This is a genomic window from Streptomyces lusitanus, from assembly GCF_042647945.1.
In the GTDB taxonomy this organism is placed as follows: domain Bacteria; phylum Actinomycetota; class Actinomycetes; order Streptomycetales; family Streptomycetaceae; genus Streptomyces; species Streptomyces pseudogriseolus.
Window position 1 is genome coordinate 181,239 of sequence record NZ_JBHRWL010000001.1, and the last position, 17,896, is coordinate 199,134.

At 72.1% G+C, this 17,896-nt stretch carries 15 protein-coding genes; 6 read left to right on the forward strand and 9 right to left on the reverse strand.

Features of this window, described 5'->3' with window-relative positions; genetic code table 11:
• Position 1 precedes the first annotated feature (1 nt).
• Complete coding sequence (locus tag ACFOSY_RS00965; protein ID WP_394304814.1) at positions 2-178, forward strand: helix-turn-helix domain-containing protein; 177 nt, start codon at positions 2-4, stop codon at positions 176-178.
• 73 nt (positions 179-251) lie between these two features.
• On the opposite strand, the gene ACFOSY_RS00970 is transcribed toward ACFOSY_RS00965, so the two are convergent.
• On the reverse strand, positions 252-917 hold the full coding sequence (locus tag ACFOSY_RS00970) for a M23 family metallopeptidase (protein ID WP_394304815.1): 666 nt from the start codon (positions 915-917) through the stop codon (positions 252-254).
• Positions 918-1,271: 354 nt separating this feature from the next.
• The gene (locus tag ACFOSY_RS00975) at positions 1,272-2,537 is read right to left on the reverse strand and encodes an SLC13 family permease (RefSeq protein ID WP_394304816.1); all 1,266 of its coding nucleotides are present in this window, start codon (positions 2,535-2,537) and stop codon (positions 1,272-1,274) included.
• Positions 2,538-2,634: 97 nt separating this feature from the next.
• Here ACFOSY_RS00975 and ACFOSY_RS00980 point away from each other — a divergent pair, with 97 nt between their 5' ends.
• Positions 2,635-5,772 carry a sacsin N-terminal ATP-binding-like domain-containing protein gene (locus tag ACFOSY_RS00980; protein WP_394304817.1) on the forward strand — a complete coding sequence of 1,046 codons (3,138 nt, stop codon included), beginning with the start codon at positions 2,635-2,637 and terminating at the stop codon, positions 5,770-5,772.
• 172 nt (positions 5,773-5,944) lie between these two features.
• Here ACFOSY_RS00980 and nhaA read toward each other — a convergent pair whose 3' ends face one another.
• From nhaA to ACFOSY_RS00995, 3 genes are all read right to left on the reverse strand, one after another.
• Complete coding sequence (gene nhaA / locus ACFOSY_RS00985; protein ID WP_394304818.1) at positions 5,945-7,849, reverse strand: Na+/H+ antiporter NhaA; 1,905 nt, start codon at positions 7,847-7,849, stop codon at positions 5,945-5,947.
• A 99-nt stretch (positions 7,850-7,948) separates the two neighbouring features.
• The gene (locus ACFOSY_RS00990; RefSeq protein ID WP_394304819.1) at positions 7,949-10,357 is read right to left on the reverse strand and encodes a cation-translocating P-type ATPase; all 2,409 of its coding nucleotides are present in this window, start codon (positions 10,355-10,357) and stop codon (positions 7,949-7,951) included.
• Positions 10,358-10,499: 142 nt separating this feature from the next.
• The gene (locus ACFOSY_RS00995; RefSeq protein WP_394304820.1) at positions 10,500-10,793 is read right to left on the reverse strand and encodes a DUF2530 domain-containing protein; all 294 of its coding nucleotides are present in this window, start codon (positions 10,791-10,793) and stop codon (positions 10,500-10,502) included.
• A gap of 230 nt (positions 10,794-11,023) precedes the next feature.
• On the opposite strand from ACFOSY_RS00995, the gene ACFOSY_RS01000 reads away from it, so the two are divergent.
• Positions 11,024-12,475 carry an NCS2 family permease gene (locus ACFOSY_RS01000; protein WP_394304821.1) on the forward strand — a complete coding sequence of 484 codons (1,452 nt, stop codon included), beginning with the start codon at positions 11,024-11,026 and terminating at the stop codon, positions 12,473-12,475.
• A 40-nt stretch (positions 12,476-12,515) separates the two neighbouring features.
• On the opposite strand, the gene ACFOSY_RS01005 is transcribed toward ACFOSY_RS01000, so the two are convergent.
• Positions 12,516-12,698: a hypothetical protein gene (locus ACFOSY_RS01005; RefSeq protein ID WP_033276586.1), complete on the reverse strand. Its 183-nt coding sequence runs from the start codon at positions 12,696-12,698 to the stop codon at positions 12,516-12,518.
• Positions 12,699-12,918: 220 nt separating this feature from the next.
• Here ACFOSY_RS01005 and ACFOSY_RS01010 point away from each other — a divergent pair, with 220 nt between their 5' ends.
• Positions 12,919-13,353 (forward strand): MarR family winged helix-turn-helix transcriptional regulator, encoded by a 435-nt coding sequence (locus tag ACFOSY_RS01010; protein WP_394304822.1) that lies wholly within the window; start codon positions 12,919-12,921, stop codon positions 13,351-13,353.
• Between the two features lie 32 nt (positions 13,354-13,385).
• Positions 13,386-14,768, forward strand: coding sequence for an MFS transporter (locus ACFOSY_RS01015; RefSeq protein ID WP_394304823.1), 1,383 nt, complete (start codon positions 13,386-13,388; stop codon positions 14,766-14,768).
• A gap of 30 nt (positions 14,769-14,798) precedes the next feature.
• Here ACFOSY_RS01015 and ACFOSY_RS01020 read toward each other — a convergent pair whose 3' ends face one another.
• Entirely contained in the window at positions 14,799-15,386 is a 588-nt protein-coding gene (locus ACFOSY_RS01020; protein WP_394304824.1) for a Uma2 family endonuclease, read from the reverse strand.
• Between the two features lie 91 nt (positions 15,387-15,477).
• On the opposite strand from ACFOSY_RS01020, the gene thpR reads away from it, so the two are divergent.
• Positions 15,478-16,050, forward strand: a complete 573-nt coding sequence (gene thpR / locus ACFOSY_RS01025) for an RNA 2',3'-cyclic phosphodiesterase (protein WP_394304825.1) — start codon at positions 15,478-15,480, stop codon at positions 16,048-16,050.
• Positions 16,051-16,183: 133 nt separating this feature from the next.
• On the opposite strand, the gene ACFOSY_RS01030 is transcribed toward thpR, so the two are convergent.
• Both ACFOSY_RS01030 and ACFOSY_RS01035 read right to left on the reverse strand, forming a co-directional pair.
• The gene (locus ACFOSY_RS01030) at positions 16,184-17,176 is read right to left on the reverse strand and encodes an aldo/keto reductase (RefSeq protein ID WP_394304826.1); all 993 of its coding nucleotides are present in this window, start codon (positions 17,174-17,176) and stop codon (positions 16,184-16,186) included.
• Positions 17,177-17,225: 49 nt separating this feature from the next.
• Positions 17,226-17,813, reverse strand: a complete 588-nt coding sequence (locus ACFOSY_RS01035; protein ID WP_394304827.1) for a Uma2 family endonuclease — start codon at positions 17,811-17,813, stop codon at positions 17,226-17,228.
• Between the last annotated feature and the right edge of the window lie 83 nt (positions 17,814-17,896).

Here is a 17,896-nt window from a genome sequence, read left to right on the forward strand (position 1 = left end):
TATGGACTTCGCCCAGGCTGTCTACGACCGGCGCTCCGCCCTCGGCTGGTCCACCGCGGAGCTCGCCCGGCGGGCCGGGCTCTCCGAGGAGGACGTCGAGGCCATCGAGGAGAGCGGTGTCGAGCCCACGCCGGAACTGGTCGAACGGCTGGCCACCGCCCTGGAGGCTGGGGGCTGATCCGGCACCCCGCCGCTGAAAAGCACGAACACCCCGAGGCAAGCCTCGGGGTGTTCGAAAAACCGCGTGCGCGTCAGAGGGACACGCCATGCGCCCGCAGGAACGTCGCCGGGTTGACGGCGGAGCCGTAGTTCGGGGTCGTGCGGATCTCGAAGTGGAGGTGCGGGCCGCTGGAGTTGCCGGTGTTGCCGGACAGGGCGATCTTCTGGCCGGTCTTGACGACCTGGCCGACCTTCACGTTCACGGACGACAGGTGGGCGTACTGGGAGTACGTCTTGTTGCCGTGCTTGATCACGATGGCGTTGCCGTACGCCGGGCCGTCGCCGGCGCCGTTGCCGCCGGCCTTGACGACGGTGCCGCCGTGGGCGGCCTTCACCGGGGTGCCGGTCGGGACCGCGTAGTCCTGGCCGGAGTGCTTGTGGGCCCACATGCCGCCGTTCGCCGCGAAGCTCGCGGACAGCGTGTAGTTCTTGACCGGGGAGACCCAGGACGGGGTGGACTTCTTGGCGGCCTGGGTCGCCTTCTTCACTGCCGAGGCCTTCACGGCCTGCGTCTTCGCGGCCTCCGCCTTCGCGGCGGCCTGCGCCGGGGCCGATGCGGCCGGGGCGGAGTTGCCGGTGGAGGCGACCGCGACCCCGGCTCCCAGGACGGCCGTGGAGCCCAGACCGGCTGCCAGGACGGCGGCGCGGGTGCGAGTGACGGTCGTACGGGGGAAACGGGAAATGACGCGCTCGAACATTGAAACCTCATGGGGGAGGGGACGGGGGATGCCATCGGCGGAACGGGTCCGTGCCGTGCTGGCTGTTCCTTGGTAACCGGGACCGCCCAAAAGCCGCAAAGGTGTGACCTACGACGAAACCTCGTAGATACGGCATGAGATGCACGTCTCTTGACGGAGCACCCTCTACGGGGCGAAACCCCCCATTTCAAGCTGATCGATCAGGCTTGTGCGGCAAATGTCCGATTTCGAAACGGGCGTTTCGCCACTATTCCGGGTAGTACGCCTGGCGGGGCCTGTGGAGCATGTCACCGAGGGCCCTCTTCGAATGTGGCGTGGGTCTCCGCAATCGCCGCGGAACCGCCCGGGCCGGGCTCACGTGCCGAACAGTTCCAGCGACAGCCACAGCGCCGCCGTCGACGCCACGAGCGCGGCCGGCACGGTGGCCAGTCCGAGCAGGGTGAAGCGCCGCAGGCTCACCTCGTGGTCGTGGTGGTGGACGATGCGACGCCACAGCAGGGTGGCCAGGGAGCCCGCGTAGGTGAGGTTCGGGCCGATGTTCACGCCCAGCAGGACCGCGAGGACCGCGCCCGGGCCGGACGGCGCGGCCAGCGGGACCAGGGCGAGCACGGCGGGCAGGTTGTTGATCAGGTTGGCCAGCAGGGCCGCGAGAGCGGCGACGGCCAGCAGGGAGAGCAGGCCCGTGCCGTCGGGCAGGACGGAGTCGAGCGCGTCGCCGAGGCCCTGATCCAGCACCGCCCGCACGACCACGCCCAGCGCCAGCACGAACGCCAGGAACGGCAGGTCCACGGCGCGCAGCAGCCGTACGGCGCTGGTGCGGCGGCGGGTCAGCGCCCGCACCGCCATCACGCCCGCCCCGGCCGCCGCCGCCCACGCCGGGTCGACGCCGACGGCGGACGCCACGGCGAACCCGGCGAGCGTCGCCGCCACCGTCACCAGCGCGAACACCGGCACCTCCACCGGCCCGTCCGCCGTGTCCGGCGCGGTCGGCTCCGCGTCGAGGTCGGCGGCGAAGAAGCGGCGGAAGACGGCGTACTCCACGGCGATCGCCGCCAGCCACGGCAGCAGCATCAGCAGGGCGAAACGGGTGAAGGTCAGGCCGGTGGCGGTGAAGGCGAGCAGGTTCGTCAGGTTGGACACCGGCAGCAGCAGGGACGCCGTGTTCGACAGGTGCGCGCCCGCGTAGACGTTCGGGGCGGGACGGGCGCCCATGCGGGTCGCCGTCGCGAACACCACCGGCGTCAGCAGCACCACCGTCGCGTCCAGGCTGAGCACGGCCGTGATCAGCGAGGCGAGCGCGAACACCGCGCCGAGCAGCCGGCGCGGCCGGTGGCGCGACCAGCGGGCCATCCAGGTGCCGCACGCGTGGAAGAGGCCCTCCTCGTCGCAGAGCTTCGCCAGCACCAGCACGGCGGCGAGGAACCCGATGACCGGGCCGAGCCGCTCCGCCTCCTCCCGCACGGCGTCCGTGGTGATCGCGCCCGTCGCGATCACCACGCCGGCGGCGGGCACCGCGAACGCGGCCTCCGGCCAGCGGAAGGGACGGACGACGGCACACACCAGCACCACGGCCAGCGCGGCGACGGACAGCGATTCGAGCAGCAGCACACCGCTGATCATCCACAGGGCGCGGGCCCGGCGGACACCGCGTCCCCCGGATGTCGCGGAGCGGTACCTTCGACCTCACGCAGATCAGGGCCCGATGAGGAGAGTCAACGTGAGCAAGTTCGTGCGGCCCGCCGCCGAGGGTGCCGACCCGTTCGGTACGGCGCGCCTGCGGCGAGGGGTCCTGGACGCCTGGGCCACCAGCCCCGCCCGGTTCCGCGAGGACGCCAACGCCGAGGAGGACCTCGTCCTCGGCGGCTACCGGGACCGGCTCGTCGTCGAACTCGCGCAGAACGCCGCCGACGCCGCCGCCCGCTCCGGCGTGCCCGGCCGCCTCCGGCTCACCCTGCGCGACGGGGTCCTCGTCGCCGCGAACACCGGCGCCCCGCTGGACGCGGCCGGCGTCGAGTCGCTGTCCACGCTGCGCGCCTCCGCCAAGCGGGACGCGCCCGACCGGGCCGTCGGACGGTTCGGCGTCGGCTTCGCCGCCGTGCTCGCCGTCACCGACGAGCCCGCCGTCGTCGGCCGGCACGGCGGGGTGCGCTGGTCGCTGGCCGAGGCGCGGGACCTCGCGCGGGACACCGCCCGGCACAGCCCCGGCCTCGGCGACGAGATCCGCCGCCGCGACGGGCACGTACCGCTGCTGCGGCTCCCCTTCGCCGCCGAGGGCACCGCCCCCGACCCGTACGACACCGCCGTCATCCTGCCGCTGCGCGACACCGCCGCCGCCGACCTCGCCGAGCGGCTGCTGGGCGCCGTCGACGACGCCCTGCTGCTCGCCCTGCCCGGCCTGGAGGAGGTCGTCGTCGAGATCGGCGACGGGGACGCCCGGACCGTGCGCCGCGGCACCGACGGCGAGCTGACCGTCGTCACGGACTCCCGCGACGGCACCACCCGCTGGCGCACCGCCACCGCGCACGGCGAACTCGCCCCCGAGCTGCTCGCCGACCGGCCCGTCGAGGAGCGGCTGCGCCCGCACTGGTCGGTCACCTGGGCCGTCCCCGTCGACGCCGACGGCGGACCCGCCCGGCCGCGCACCGCCCCCGTCGTGCACGCGCCCACCCCCAGCGACGAGCCGCTCGGCGTGCCCGCCCTGCTCATCGCCTCCCTGCCGCTGGACTCCACCCGCCGGCACGCCGCCCCCGGCCCGCTCACCGACTTCCTCGTGCAGCGCGCCGCCGACGCCTACGCCGGACTCCTCGCCGACTGGCGTCCCGTGACCGCCGGCGCCGTCGACCTGGTGCCGGGCCCGCTCGGCAAGGGCGAGCTGGACGGCGCCCTGCGCGCGGCGATCCTCGAACGGCTGCCCCGCACCGCCTTCCTGCCGCCCGCCGTCACCCCCGACGCCGCGCCCGTCGCCGACGACGACACCGGGCTGCCCGAGGCGCTGCGCCCCCGCGACGCCGAGATCGTCGAGGGCGCGGGCGCCGACACCGTACGGGTGCTCGCGGAGGTGCTGCCCACCCTGCTGCCCGCCGGGCTCGAACGGCGCGTGGAGCTGCGCACCCTCGGCGTCGCCCGGGTGCCGCTGACCGACGCGATCGACCGGCTGGCCGGCCTGGAGAAGTCCCCCGACTGGTGGCGGCGGCTCTACGACAGCCTCGCCGGCGTCGACCCCGACCGGCTCAGCGGACTCCCGGTGCCGCTCGCCGACGGGCGTACGACCATCGGGCCCCGGCAGGTGCTGCTGCCCACCCCGGACGCCACCCTCGACGCCGAGCTGCTGGCCCGGCTCGGCCTGAAGGTCGCCCACCCGGACGCCGCGCACCCGCTGCTGGAGAAGCTGGGCGCGCTGCCCGCGACCCCGCGCGCCGTGCTCACCACCCCGCAGGTGCGGGCCGCCGTCGCCGCCTCCCTCGACGACGAGGGCGCGGTGAACTGGGAGGAGGACACCCCGGACGCGGAGGAACTCGCCGACACCGTGCTCGCCCTGGTCCGCGACGCCGGACTGGAACCGGGCGACGAGCCCTGGCTGGGCGCGCTCGCCCTGCCCGACGAGGACGGCGAACTCTCCCCGGCCTGCGAACTCGTCTTCCCCGGCGGCCCCTTCGCCCGCGTCATGCGGGAGGGCGAGCTGGCCGCCGTGGACGCGGAGACCGCCGGGAAGTGGGGCGAGCAGCCGCTGGCCGCGTGCGGGGTGCTGGTCGACTTCGCGCTGGTGCGGGCGACGGACGTCGTCCTCGACCCGGACGAGCTGGAGCCCCGCGAGAGCGACTACGCCGAACCGGACGACCCCGGGCTGCTCGACGCCGTCGACGTGTGGGCCGAGGACATCCTCGACCGCTTCCCCGACGCGCCCGTGCCGCCCGTCGCCACCGAGATCGTCGCCGTGCGCGACCTGGACCTCGTGGACGACGACCGCTGGCCGCAGGCGCTCGCCCTGCTCTCCCGGCCCCCGCTGCGGGACGCGCTGGTCGAGCCGGTGCGGATCCTGCTGCACGACGGCACCCACGAGACCGTACGGCCGTACACCGCGTGGTGGCTGCGCGGGCACCCCGTGCTCGGCGGACGCCGCCCGGCCGGACTGCGCGCGGCCGGCGGCGACCCGCTGCTGCGCGGCCTGTACGAGGAGGCCGACGCGACCGGCTTCGACGACGAGCAGGTGCTGCGCGCGCTGGGCGTGCGCACGTCGGTCGCCGCGCTCCTCGACGAGCCGGGCGGGGCGGCGGAGCTGCTGGAGCGGCTCGCCGACCCCGAGCGGCCGGTCACCGCGGCCCAGCTGCACGGGCTGTACGGGGCGCTGGCGGAGCTGGACCCGGAGCAGGTGACCCTGCCGGACGAGCTGCGCGCGGTGGTCGACGGGCGGGTGGAGGTGGTGGACGCCTCCGAGGCGGTGGTCGTCGACTCGCCCGACCTGCTGCCGTTCACCTCCGGGGTGCCGTTGCTGCCGGTGCGGCCGGCGCGGGCCGCCGAGCTGGCGGAGCTGTTCCAGGTGCGGCGGCTGAGTGAGTCCGTGACCGGGCGGGTGGACTCGGAGGGCGTGGAGCACGAGGTGCCGGAGGCGGTGCGGGTGCTGCTGGGGGCGCGGACGCCGGCGTCGTACGTGGAGCACGAGGAGCTGGTCGTGGACGGGGTGTCCGTCGACTGGCGGCTCGCCGAGGACGGGGTGGTGCACGCGGCGACGTTGGAGGGGGTGGCGGCGGGGCTGGCCTGGGTGGCGGGGCAGTGGCCTCGGCGGTTCGAGGTGGGGGCGCTTTTGGAGGACGCGTCGCGGACGGAGGAGCTGGCGCGGGACCGGTGGTTCGACTGACGGGGGTTTTCTCGCCCCCGCCGCCCCTTCCCTTCCCGTCCCTGGGGCTGCGCCCCAGACCCCTTTCGGCCCTGGCGGGCCTCGTCCTCAAACGCCGGACGGGCTGATAGTCAGCCCCTCCGGCGTTTGAGGAGCGGGGTCCGGGGCGGAGCCCCGGGGAAGGGACACACCGTCACGGTTGCGTCGGAGTGGCGCCCGAGCCTTCGGACTCGAGCTGCTCCAGCTCACGCGCCAAGCTCTCCGCGTCGTACGGGCCCGTGTGCCTGCGGTTGCCGATGAAGAACGTCGGGGCGCCCTGGACGCCGCTCGCCTCCGCGCTGCGGGCGTCCCGGCGGACGCGTTCGGCCGCCCAGTCGGACTCGATGTCCTTCAGGAACTTCTCCATGTCGAGGCCGAGGTCGATGGCGTAGACGACGGTGTCCTCGTACTCCATCTCGGACTGGTGGCGGTACAGCAGGTCGTGCATGTCCCAGAAGCGGCCCTGGGCGTCCGCGGCGACCGCCGCCCGCGCGGCCAGCTCGGCGTGCGGGTGGACGTCGGGCAGCGGCAGGTGCCGAAAGACATAGCGGAACCGGTCGCCGAAACGGTTCCGCAGCTCCTTGGTGACGCCGGTGGCGCGGGCGCAGAAGGGGCACTCGAAGTCGCCGTACTCCACCAGCGTCAGCGGCGCGTCGACCGGGCCGAGGATGTGGTCCGTCTCCGGGTCGACCAGCCGGTCCAGGTAGCGGGGCAGGTCCGCGTCCGTCTTCCCGCCGAGCAGGGTGGAGAGCCGGAACACCAGCCAGCCCGTCAGGGTGGCGATCACCGCCGCGAGCAGCACGCCGACGGTCGCCCGGGCGAGCAGCTCCGGCTCGTCGTCGTAGGCGAGTCCGGCGATCAGCAGGGACACGGTGAACCCGATGCCCGACAGGGCCGCGCCGCCCAGCACATGGCCCTGGCCCACCCCGCCGGGCAGCTCGCCCAGACCGAAGCGGGTGCCGAAGCGCGTGCCGCCGTAGATGCCGATCAGCTTGCCCGCGACGAGGCCGGCCACCACGGCCCAGGTCAGCGCGGAGCCCAGCGCGTCGGTCAGCACGCCGCCGCGCAGATCGACGCCCGCGTTGGCCAGGGCGAACACCGGGACGACGACATAGCTGGACCAGGGGTGCAGATACATCTGGAGCCGCTCGTTGACCGACACGGCCTTCTGGAGGCCCTTGCGCGCGGTCAGCCCCACGTCCGCCCGGGGCGACTGACGGAACGCGCGGAACAGCCGCGCCGCCTGCTCGACGCCCTCGCGGGACGGCTCGCGGGCGGGGATGAGCAGGCCGCCGAGCATGCCGGCGATGGACGCGTGCAGCCCGGCGTTCAGGGTCAGGTACCACATCACCAGCACGGTCAGCACGTACGGGACGGCCCGCCACACGTCGAAGCGGGACAGCGACGACAGGACCGCGCCCAGGACCAGGGCGACGACCAGCGCCGGCACCTGGATCGAACCGGAGTAGACGACGCCGATCACGGTGACCGCGACGATGTCGTCGATGACGGTGATGGCCAGCAGGAAGATCCGCAGCTGGGTGACGAAGCGGGGGCCCACCACGGCGAGCGCGCCCAGCAGGAACGCCGTGTCGGTGCCGATGACGATGCCCCAGCCGTCCGCGGCCTCCGAGCCGGGCGCGATCAGCAGGTACAACGCGACCGGCACGAGCATGCCGCCGATGCCGGCCAGCCCCGGGATCATGATCCGGCGGCGGTCGTTCAGCGAGCCGACGGACAGCTCGTAGCGGACCTCCAGGCCGATGACGAAGAAGAACAGGGCCATCAGCCCGTCGTTGACCCAGTGCCCCAGGTCCATCGCCAGCTCCGCGTCGCCCACCGAGACCGACGCCTCGGTGTGCCACAGCGAGAAGTACGACTCCGACCAGGGCGAGTTCGCCCAGATCAGCGCGGCCGCCACCGCGAACAGCATCAGCCCGGAGCTGCCCGCCTCCGTCGCCAGGAACCTGCGCACCGGCGCGGCCAGCTGGGCCGCGAGCTCACCCCTGCTCGACCGGGACTGGGACTCCGCGGACTTCTTCCGGGGCAGCAGCTTCATGAGGTCTTCCGTCTCCGATCACCTGCGGCGGGAGACTCCATCGTCACTCACATACCGGGCATACGGGGTGAGCGGCGCACAAGGCGCCCCGTCGGCAGGTCAGACGGTGAACCTGCGGTCCACCCACCGCCACAGGAACTCCAGGACCACCGCCGTGACCGCCGCGATGCCGACCGCGATCCACGGCATCGTCATCCCGACCAGGCGCAGGGCGAAGAAGTCCTGGAGCCAGGGCACGGCCAGGACCAGGAGGAAGGCGCCGGCCATCGCCGCGACCAGGGCGACGCGCCACCAGGTGTAGGGGCGGGCGATGATCGCCAGCACCCAGATGGAGATCAGGAACAGGGTCAGCGTCGCCGCGCTGGTCTCCGCGCCCAGCGAGCCCGGGCCGCTGTAGTGGCTGCGGGCCAGCAGATACGTGGCGAAGGTGGCCAGCGCCGCCAGCACCCCGCCCGGCACGGCGTACCGCATCACCCGCCGGACGAAGTGCGGCCGCGCCCGCTCCTTGTTGGGGGCGAGGGCGAGGAAGAAGGCGGGGACGCCGATGGTCAGCGTGGACAGCAGGGTCAGATGGCGCGGCAGGAACGGGTATTCCACCTGCGACAGCACCACCAGCACGGCCAGCAGCACCGAGTACACCGTCTTCACCAGGAACAGCGTGGCGACCCGCGTGATGTTGCCGATCACCCGCCGGCCCTCGGCCACCACCGACGGCAGCGTGGCGAAGCTGTTGTTCAGCAGCACGATCTGTGCGACCGCCCGGGTGGCCTCCGACCCGGAGCCCATCGCCACGCCGATGTCCGCGTCCTTCAGCGCCAGCACGTCGTTCACGCCGTCGCCGGTCATCGCGACCGTGTGGCCCTTCGACTGGAGCGCGCCCACCATGGTCCGCTTCTGCTGGGGGGTGACCCGCCCGAAGACCGTGCCGGCCTCCAGCTCCTCCGCCATGGCCTCCGGCTCGGCGGACAGCCGGCGCGCGTCCACCGTCGTGCCGGACAGGCCGAGCTTGCCGGCGACCGCCCCGACCGACACCGCGTTGTCACCGGAGATCACCTTCGCGCTGACGTCCTGCTCCGCGAAGTAGCGCAGGGTGTCGGCGGCGTCGGGCCGCAGCCGCTGCTCCAGCACCACCAGCGCCACCGCCCGTACGCCGTCCACGGCGGCCGGGTCGGCCAGGTCGCCGGCCGTCACGCCGTCGGCTGCGCGGGCCAGCAGCAGCACCCGCAGGCCCTCGCGGTTCATCCGCTCGGTCTCGCCCAGCGCCGGGTCGTCGTGGGGGAGGAGCACGTCCGGGGCGCCCAGCAGCCAGGTGACCGGCCGGCCGTCGCCGTCGCCGAGCGTCGCGCCGCTGTACTTGCGGGCCGAGGAGAAGGGCAGCGTGTCGGTGAGCCGCCGGCCGGTGGTGTCCGGGTAGGCCGCGACGATCGCCTGGAGGGAGGTGTTGGGACGCGGGTCCGCCGAGCCCAGCTCGCCCAGCACCGTGCGGACGTACGTCTCGTCGGCGTCGCCCAGGACCCGCAGCTCGGTGACGTCCATGCCGCCCTCGGTGAGCGTGCCGGTCTTGTCCAGGCACACCGTGTCCACGCGGGCCAGGCCCTCGATCGCCGGCAGCTCCTGCACCAGGCACTGCTTGCGCCCCAGCCGGATCACCCCGATCGCGAAGGCGATGGAGGTGAGCAGCACCAGCCCCTCCGGCACCATCGGCACGATCCCGCCGACCGTGCGCGCGATCGAGCCCTTCAGCTCGTTGTCCTTCACCACCAGCTGGCTGATGATCAGGCCGATCGCGGTCGGCACCATCATCCACGTGACGTACTTGAGGATCGTGGAGATGCCGCTGCGCAGCTCGGAGTGGACCAGGGTGAACCGGGACGCCTCCTCGGCGAGCTGCGCCGCGTAGGCCTCGCGGCCCACCCGGGTCGCCTGGAAGGAGCCGCCGCCCGCGACGACGAAGCTGCCGGACATCACCGGGTCGCCGGGCTGCTTCACCACCGGGTCGGCCTCACCGGTGAGCAGCGACTCGTCGATCTCCAGGCCGTCCGCCTCGACGACCACCCCGTCGACGACGACCTTGTCCCCCGGTCCGATCTCGATGAGGTCGTCCAGCACGATCCCGGAGGTGCCGATCTCGGCGGCCACCCCGTCCCGGCGCACCGTGGGCCGCACCTCGCCGATCAGGGCGAGCGAGTCCAGCGTCTTCTTCGCCCGCCACTCCTGGACGATGCCGATGCCGGTGTTGGCGAGGATGACGTAGCCGAACAGGCTGTCCTGGAACGGCGCGACGATCAGCATGATCACCCAGAGCACGCCGATGATCGCGTTGAACCGGGTGAAGACGTTCGCGCGGACGATCTCCGTGACCGACCGGCTGCTGCGCACGGGTACGTCGTTGACCTGCCCGCGCGCCACCCGCTCGGCCACTTCCGCCGAGGTCAGACCGGTCACCGGCGACGTCGCCGTGACGGGCCGGACGGTGTCGGTCCGGTCGTCCGCATCGAGATGCGTCATGCATTCGACAGTACGTGCGGATCCGGTGCTGTACCCACCGGAGCGGCGAGGATCAGACCAGGGGAGGACGGCCGCGGTACCGGGGTACTACCACCGGGGTAGTTCCGCCAACTGTGTCCCGTACGGGAGCAGTTGAGGTCATTCAGTCGGTGTGCGCGGCCGAGGCGCGGCCCGGTTCGGCGCCGGCCTCCTCGGCCCGCGCCCGCTTGATCGCCGCGTCGCGTCTGCGGACGTACCAGATGCCGATGAGGCCGAGACCGCCGCCGGCCAGGCAGGTCCACACCCACCAGGTGTGCCCGCGGTCGTCGAACCAGCCGTAGAACGGCAGCTGCACCAGGAAGAGGACGAACCACACGATCGTGCCGCCGGTGATGGTGGCGACCACGGGGCCCTCCAGGGGCTCCGGCGCCTCGTGCTTGGGGGTCCACTTCGCCATGCGGACAGCTTACGAGGAGCACCGGCGGCGTGGCGCCCCGCATGGGACGGCCCTGGTGGTGGAGCGTGCATCACACCGGCCGGGGCGGCCCGGGCGGGGTCTACGCGCGGAGATGGTGTCCACGGCGTTATATGTTCATACTGAATCCGTTTGGCTCTGACCACTTTTATTCGTAGAAAACACCAAAGGCGTGGCTCCGGGGGAGTCCGCCGGTGATGAGGTCCCCGCACATGTCCACGTCGGCCCCCGCCAAGGCGCCCACCCCCGAGCAGCCGGGGTCCGGTGCCGCGTCCGGCGCCCTCGACCGCTACTTCCGGATCACCGAGCGCGGCAGCACGCTGTCCCGCGAGATCCGGGGCGGTCTCGCCACCTTCTTCGCGATGGCGTACATCATCGTGCTGAACCCGATCATCCTCGGCAGCGCGAAGGACATGTACGGCAACCAGCTGGACAACGGCCAGCTGGTCACCGCGACCGCCCTCACCGCCGCGTTCACCACGCTGCTCATGGGCGTCATCGGCAACGTCCCGATCGCCCTGGCCGCCGGCCTCGGCGTGAACTCCGTGGTCGCGCTCCAGCTCGCGCCCCGCATGTCCTGGCCGGACGCCATGGGCATGGTGGTGCTGGCCGGTTTCATCGTGATGCTCCTGGTCGCCACCGGCCTGCGCGAGCGCGTGATGAACGCCGTGCCCTACGGGCTGCGCAAGGCCATCGCCATCGGCATCGGCCTGTTCATCATGCTGATCGGCCTGGTCGACTCCGGCTTCGTCTCCCGCATCCCGGACGCCGCCCAGACCACCGTCCCGCTCCAGCTCGGCGCGGACGGCCACCTCAACGGCTGGCCGGTGCTGGTCTTCGTGCTCGGCGCGCTGCTCACGCTGGCGCTGATCGTGCGCAAGGTGCCCGGTGCGATCCTCGTCTCGATCGTCGTGATGACCGTCGTCGCCGTCGTCATCAACGCCGTCGCCGACGTGCCCTCCTGGGGCCTGACCACGCCCGAGTGGCCCGGCAACCCGGTCGCCAGCCCCGACTTCGGCCTGATCGGCCAGGTCAGCCTGTTCGGCGGATTCTCCAAGGTCGGCGTGCTGACCGGCATCCTGTTCGTCTTCACCGTGCTGCTGTCGTGCTTCTTCGACGCGATGGGCACGATCATGGGCGTCTCCGACGAGGCCAAGCTCACCGACGGCGAGGGCCAGATGCCCGGCATCAACAAGGTGCTGTTCATCGACGGCGTCGCCGTCGCGGCGGGCGGGGCCAGCTCCTCCTCCGCCACCACCGCCTTCGTGGAGTCCACGGCCGGCGTCGGCGAGGGCGCGCGCACCGGCTTCGCCAACGTCGTCACCGGCGGCCTGTTCGCCGTCGCGCTGTTCCTCACGCCGATCGCCACCATGGTCCCGTCCCAGGCGGCCACCCCCGCGCTGCTCGCGGTGGGCTTCCTGATCCTGGCCAACGGGATCAGGGAGATCGACTGGGCGGACCACACGATCGCCATCCCCGCCTTCGTGACGATGGTGATGATGCCGTTCACCTACTCGATCACCAACGGCATCGGGATGGGCTTCCTCACCTTCGTGGCGCTGCGTCTCGCGGCGGGCCGCGGCCGGGAGGTCCCGACGGCGATGTACGTGGTGGCGGCGGTCTTCGCCTTCTACTACCTGATGCCGGCGCTGGGTCTGACCTGATCCCCGGCCTGTCCGATCCCGCCGGGGGACGGGGCCGGGATCAGGTGACCCCGTAGAACTTCTCCGTCTCCTCGACGGCGGTGCGGAACCGCTGGTCGAAGTCATCGCGCATGAGCGTCCGGACGACATAGTCCTGGACGCTCATGCCGCGTTTGGCGGCGTGGTCGCGGAGCCGTTCGAGCAGTTCATGGTCTATCCGCAGGCTGAGCACATCGGTCCCCATGGGCATGAGCGTTGCCGCACCTCACGGTGCGGTGCGTGGCATTTCGTGCATCGATCACTCATTTGGGTGATCTCGGCCGGTGGCCGTCTTGATTTCGGCCGGCTTCTGGGGTCCGCGGTCCTGGGGGTCCGTTCCCCTGGGGCGGGAGTGGCGCGACTCACGGGCGGGACACGGCGTACCGAGTGGTCTTTAGCGAGAGTAATGAGTTACGCTAAAGAACATGCCGGACCTCAGCCATGGCGACGACGCCGCCGTGAACGCCCTCCGCTCCGCCGTGATGCGGCTGTCCCGTCGGCTCAAGCACCAGCGGGTCGACGAGTCGCTCAGCCCCACCGAGATGTCGGTGCTCGGCACCCTGGCCCGCTGCGGCAGTGCCACCCCGGGCGAGCTCGCCCGCAAGGAACACGTCCAGCCGCCGTCGATGACCCGCATCGTGGCGCTGCTGGAGGCCAAGGGCCTCGTCAGACTCGAGCCGCACCCCGACGACCGGCGCCAGAAGGTCGTCACGCAGACCGAGCGGGCCGAGGCGATGCTCGAGGAGAGCCGACGCAAGCGGAACGCGTTCCTCGCCTCGCTGGCCGAGGGGCTCGACGAGGACGAGTGGGCGACCCTGCGCGCCGCCGCCCCCGTGCTGGAGAAGCTGGCGCACATCTGAACCACCCCCGGCAGCCACAGGAGGCGAACCTTTTGAGTACGGGATCCGGAGCAGCTTCCGCCCCCGCACCTGACCCCTACGACACCAAGACCGCCCTCGACCCGAGGACCGCCCTCGGCGCCCCCGTCCGCAGGAACTCGATGTTCTCCTCGCTGAGGATCAGGAACTACCGCCTCTTCTTCCTCGGCCAGGTCGTCTCCAACATCGGCACCTGGATGCAGCGCATCGCCCAGGACTGGCTGGTGCTCAGCCTCACCGGCTCCTCCGCCGCCGTCGGCATCACCACGGCGCTCCAGTTCCTGCCGATGCTGCTGTTCGGCCTCTACGGAGGCGTCCTCGTCGACCGGCTGCGCAAGCGGCCCACCCTGATGGTGACCCAGACCGCGATGGCGCTCACGTCGATCGCGCTCGCCGTCCTCACCCTGACCGGCCTCGTCCAGGTGTGGCACATCTACGTCGCCGCCCTCGCCCTCGGTCTCGCGACCGTCGTCGACAACCCCGCCCGCCAGTCGTTCGTGTCCGAGCTGGTCGGCCCCGGACAGCTGCAGAACGCGGTCAGCCTGAACTCCGCGAACTTCCAGTCCGCCCGGCTGGTCGGCCCCGCCGTCGCGGGCCTGCTGATCACCGGCGTCGGCACCGGATGGGCGTTCCTGCTGAACGGCCTGTCCTTCGTCGCGCCGCTGACCGGCCTGCTGCTGATGCGCGCCCGCGAGCTGCACCCCGTGGAGCGCGCCCCGCGCGGCAAGGGACAGCTCCGCGAGGGCCTGCGCTATGTCGCCGGACGGCCCGACCTGCTGTGGCCCATCGTGCTGGTCGGCTTCATGGGCACGTTCGCCTTCAACTTCCCGGTCTACCTGTCGGCCTTCGCCGACGACGTGTTCCAGGGGGACGCGGGCGTCTACAGCATGTTCAACACGCTGATGGCGGTCGGCTCCGTCTCCGGCGCCCTGCTCGCCGCCCGGCGCGGCACCGCCCGGCTGCGGCTGCTGATCATGGCCGCGCTGGCCTTCGGCGCGCTGGAGATCCTCGCCGCCGCGTCGCCCGAGCTGTGGATGTTCGCGCTGATCATGGTGCCGCTGGGCCTGGTGTCGATGACGGTCAACGTCACCACCAACACCAGCCTCCAGATGTCCACCGACCCGGCGGTGCGGGGCCGCGTCATGGCCCTGTACATGATGGTGTTCCTCGGCGGCGCCCCCGTCGGCGCCCCGATCGTCGGCTGGGTCACCGACACCTACGGCGCCCGCGTCGGCTTCGCGGCGGGAGGCGCGATCGCCATGACCGCGGCGGCCGTCATCGGCCTGGTCCTGGCCCGCGCCGGCGGCCTGCGCCTCGCGGTCCGCTGGCACCACGGCCATCCGACCGTCCGCTTCGTCCCCCGCGACCACGCGAAGGCCCTGGCCCCGGCGGCCTAGCCGCCGGGCCGGGCGCGCGGCCCGGCGCAGTCAGTCCCGGGGGAACTCGTCGGTTCTGAGCACCAGTCCGACGGACGTCCCGGTCAGGTCGATCTCCTCGCCGAAGGGGAAGCCGACGACCGCGTGGTAGGCGCCGTCCTTGGGCAGCGTGTGCAGATGCCACTCGGCGGTGTACGGATCGACGATCAGGTACACCGGCACGCCGGCGGCGGCGTACGTGTCCTTCTTGGGCCCGTAGTCGTTCGCGGCGGTGTCCCGTGAGATGACCTCGGTGACGAACTCGACGTCCCGGTACTGCCAGTGGCCCCTGGCGTCCTTCACCGAGCGCTCGGCGAACGCCGCGACGTCACAGGCGAAGCCGTTCAGCCGTCCGGGGAAGTCGATCCGTACGTCCGAGGCCAGGCGCTTGCGCGGGTATGCGGCGCGCAACTGTTCCAGGATGTCGAAGATGATCTGGAAGTGGGTGTCCCGCTGCGGCGTCATGAAGACGTGCCCCCCGACGATCTCGGCCTTGTAACCCTCGGGGACGGGCATCTTCTCAAGCCACTCGAACATCATGTCGAGCGTGAGTTCTTCGCCGCTCTCGGCCATCTCGATCCTGTCTTCGAGGACGGTCATCGTGGCGCTCCTCCCCGGCTGCCGCTCGATGCGCACAGCCGCGCAGTACAACGATACGCACGGTGACCGGGACACGCGGGACACTGGAGGCATGAGACTCTTCGCCGCCGTGCTGCCGCCCGAGGACGTGATCGGGGCGCTGGCCGACGAGGTGGACGCGCTGCGCGCGCTGGACGGGGCCGACGGGCTGCGGTGGACCGAGCGGTCCGGGTGGCACTTCACGCTCGCGTTCTACGGCGAGGTGGACGAGGACACCGTGCCCGAGCTGACCGCGCGGCTGGGGAAGGCCGCCGCGCGGACCGAGCCGTTCCTGCTGGCGCTCTCCGGCGGCGGCCAGTTCGGCCGGGGACGCGCGCTCTGGACGGGCGCGTCGGGCGACCTGCGGACCATGCGGCTGCTTGCCGAGCGGTCCGAGGCGGCCGGGCGCAAGGCGGGCGTGGACATGGAGGAGCACCGGCGCTACACGGCCCACCTGACCGTGGCGCGCAGCCGGGACGCCGTGGACGTACGGCCGTACCTCGCGGCGCTGGAGGAGTTCCGCAGCCGCACCTGGACCGTGGCGGAGCTGGTGCTGGTGCGCAGCCACCTGCCCAGGTCGGGCGTACCGGGCGAGCAGCCCCGTTACGAGGCGGTCGCCCGCCGGGCGCTCGGCGCGGCCGGTTAGGCTCGACGGTGTGGACCCCAAAACCCGGAACCGGATCATGGCCGGTGCGCTCGTGCTGATGTTCGTCCTGGTGGCCCTGGCGGCGGCGCTCGGGAAGTAGCGCCGCCGCCGGGCCGTCAGGGCGTGCCCGCCGTCACCAGGCGAAGGCCTCCGGGGACGGACCCGGGCCCGGGAAGATCTCGTCCAGCGAGGTCAGCAGCTCCTCGCCCAGCTCCAGCTCCAGCGCGCGCAGCGCCGAGTCGAGCTGCTCGCGCGTGCGCGGACCGACGATCGGGCCGGTCACGCCGGGACGGGTGAGCAGCCAGGCCAGCGCCGTCTCGCCCGGCTCCACGCCGTGCTTCTCCAGCAGGTCCTCGTACGCCTGGATCTGCTTGCGCGCAGCCGGGTCGGCCAGGGTGTCCGCGGCCCGCCCGGAGGCGCGGCGGCCGCCCTCGGCCTCCTTCTTGATGACCCCGCCCAGCAGCCCGCCGTGCAGCGGCGACCAGGGGATGACCCCGAGCCCGTACTCCTGCGCGGCCGGGATCACCTCCATCTCGGCGCGCCGCTCGGCGAGGTTGTACAGGCACTGCTCGCTGACCAGACCGATGGTCCCGCCGCGCCGGGCGGCGGTCTCGTTGGCCTGGGCGATCTTGTAGCCGGGGAAGTTCGACGAGCCGGCGTAGAGGATCTTGCCCTGCTGGATCAGGACGTCGATCGCCTGCCAGATCTCCTCGAACGGGGTGGCCCGGTCGATGTGGTGGAACTGGTAGAGGTCGATGTGGTCGGTCCCCAGCCGCTTCAGCGAGGCGTCCACCGCGCGCCGGATGTTCACCGCGGACAGCTTGTCGTGGTTGGGCCACGCCTCGCCGTCCGGGCCCATGTTGCCGTACACCTTCGTCGCGAGGACGACCTTGTCGCGACGGCCGCCGCCCTTCGCGAACCAGCTGCCGATGATCTCCTCGGTGCGGCCCTTGTTCTCACCCCACCCGTAGACGTTGGCGGTGTCGAAGAAGTTGATGCCGGCGTCGAGCGCCGCGTCCATGATGGCGTGGCTGTCGCCCTCGTCGGTCTGCGGACCGAAGTTCATCGTCCCGAGGACGAGCCGGCTGACCTTGAGTCCCGTGCGTCCGAGCTGCGTGTACTTCATGGTCTCCAAGCCAACGTCTTGGAGCGCGCTCTATGCAAGGGGAGGGGGATCAGTCGCGGGGGAAGGCGCTGGTGTTCACGGTCAGGTCGGCCACGGTGCCCGTCAGATCGATGTCGTCGCCGAAGTCCACCCGCGTCCGCGTGACGTAGTCGCCGTTCTTCGGGTCGGTGTAGACGAAGCAGCGGCCCTGGTAGGGGTCGACGATGACGTAGAGAGGGAGCTCGGCGGTCGCGTAGGCGGCCTTCTTCGGGCCGTAGTCGTTGGCGGCGGTGCCCTCGGAGATGACCTCGAAGACGAACTGGACGTCCTCGTAGCGCCAGTGGCCTCCTTCGTCCTTCTCGGCGGAATCCCGGAGCACGGCCACGTCGGGGCAGAGACCGTTCTCGTGGCCCGGGAAGTCGATGCGGACGTCCGAGAACACCTTCACGTCCATCCCGAACCTGTCCTCGACGGCCCGCACGATGCGAAGGATGATCTCCCAGTGCGTGGCCCGCTGCGGGGTGATGAAGACGCTGCCTCCGACGATCTCGACCCTGAATCCTTCGGGGACGGGCATCCGCTCCAGCCGCTCGAACCACTCGTCCAAGCGCTGCGTGTCGACGTCGGCCATGGCGATCCTGTCTTCAAGGACGGTCATCGTGGCGCTCCTCCCCGGCCGCCCACGGACGAGTGCGGCCGCGCGGTACAACGATACGCACGGTGACCAGGACACGCGGCCGC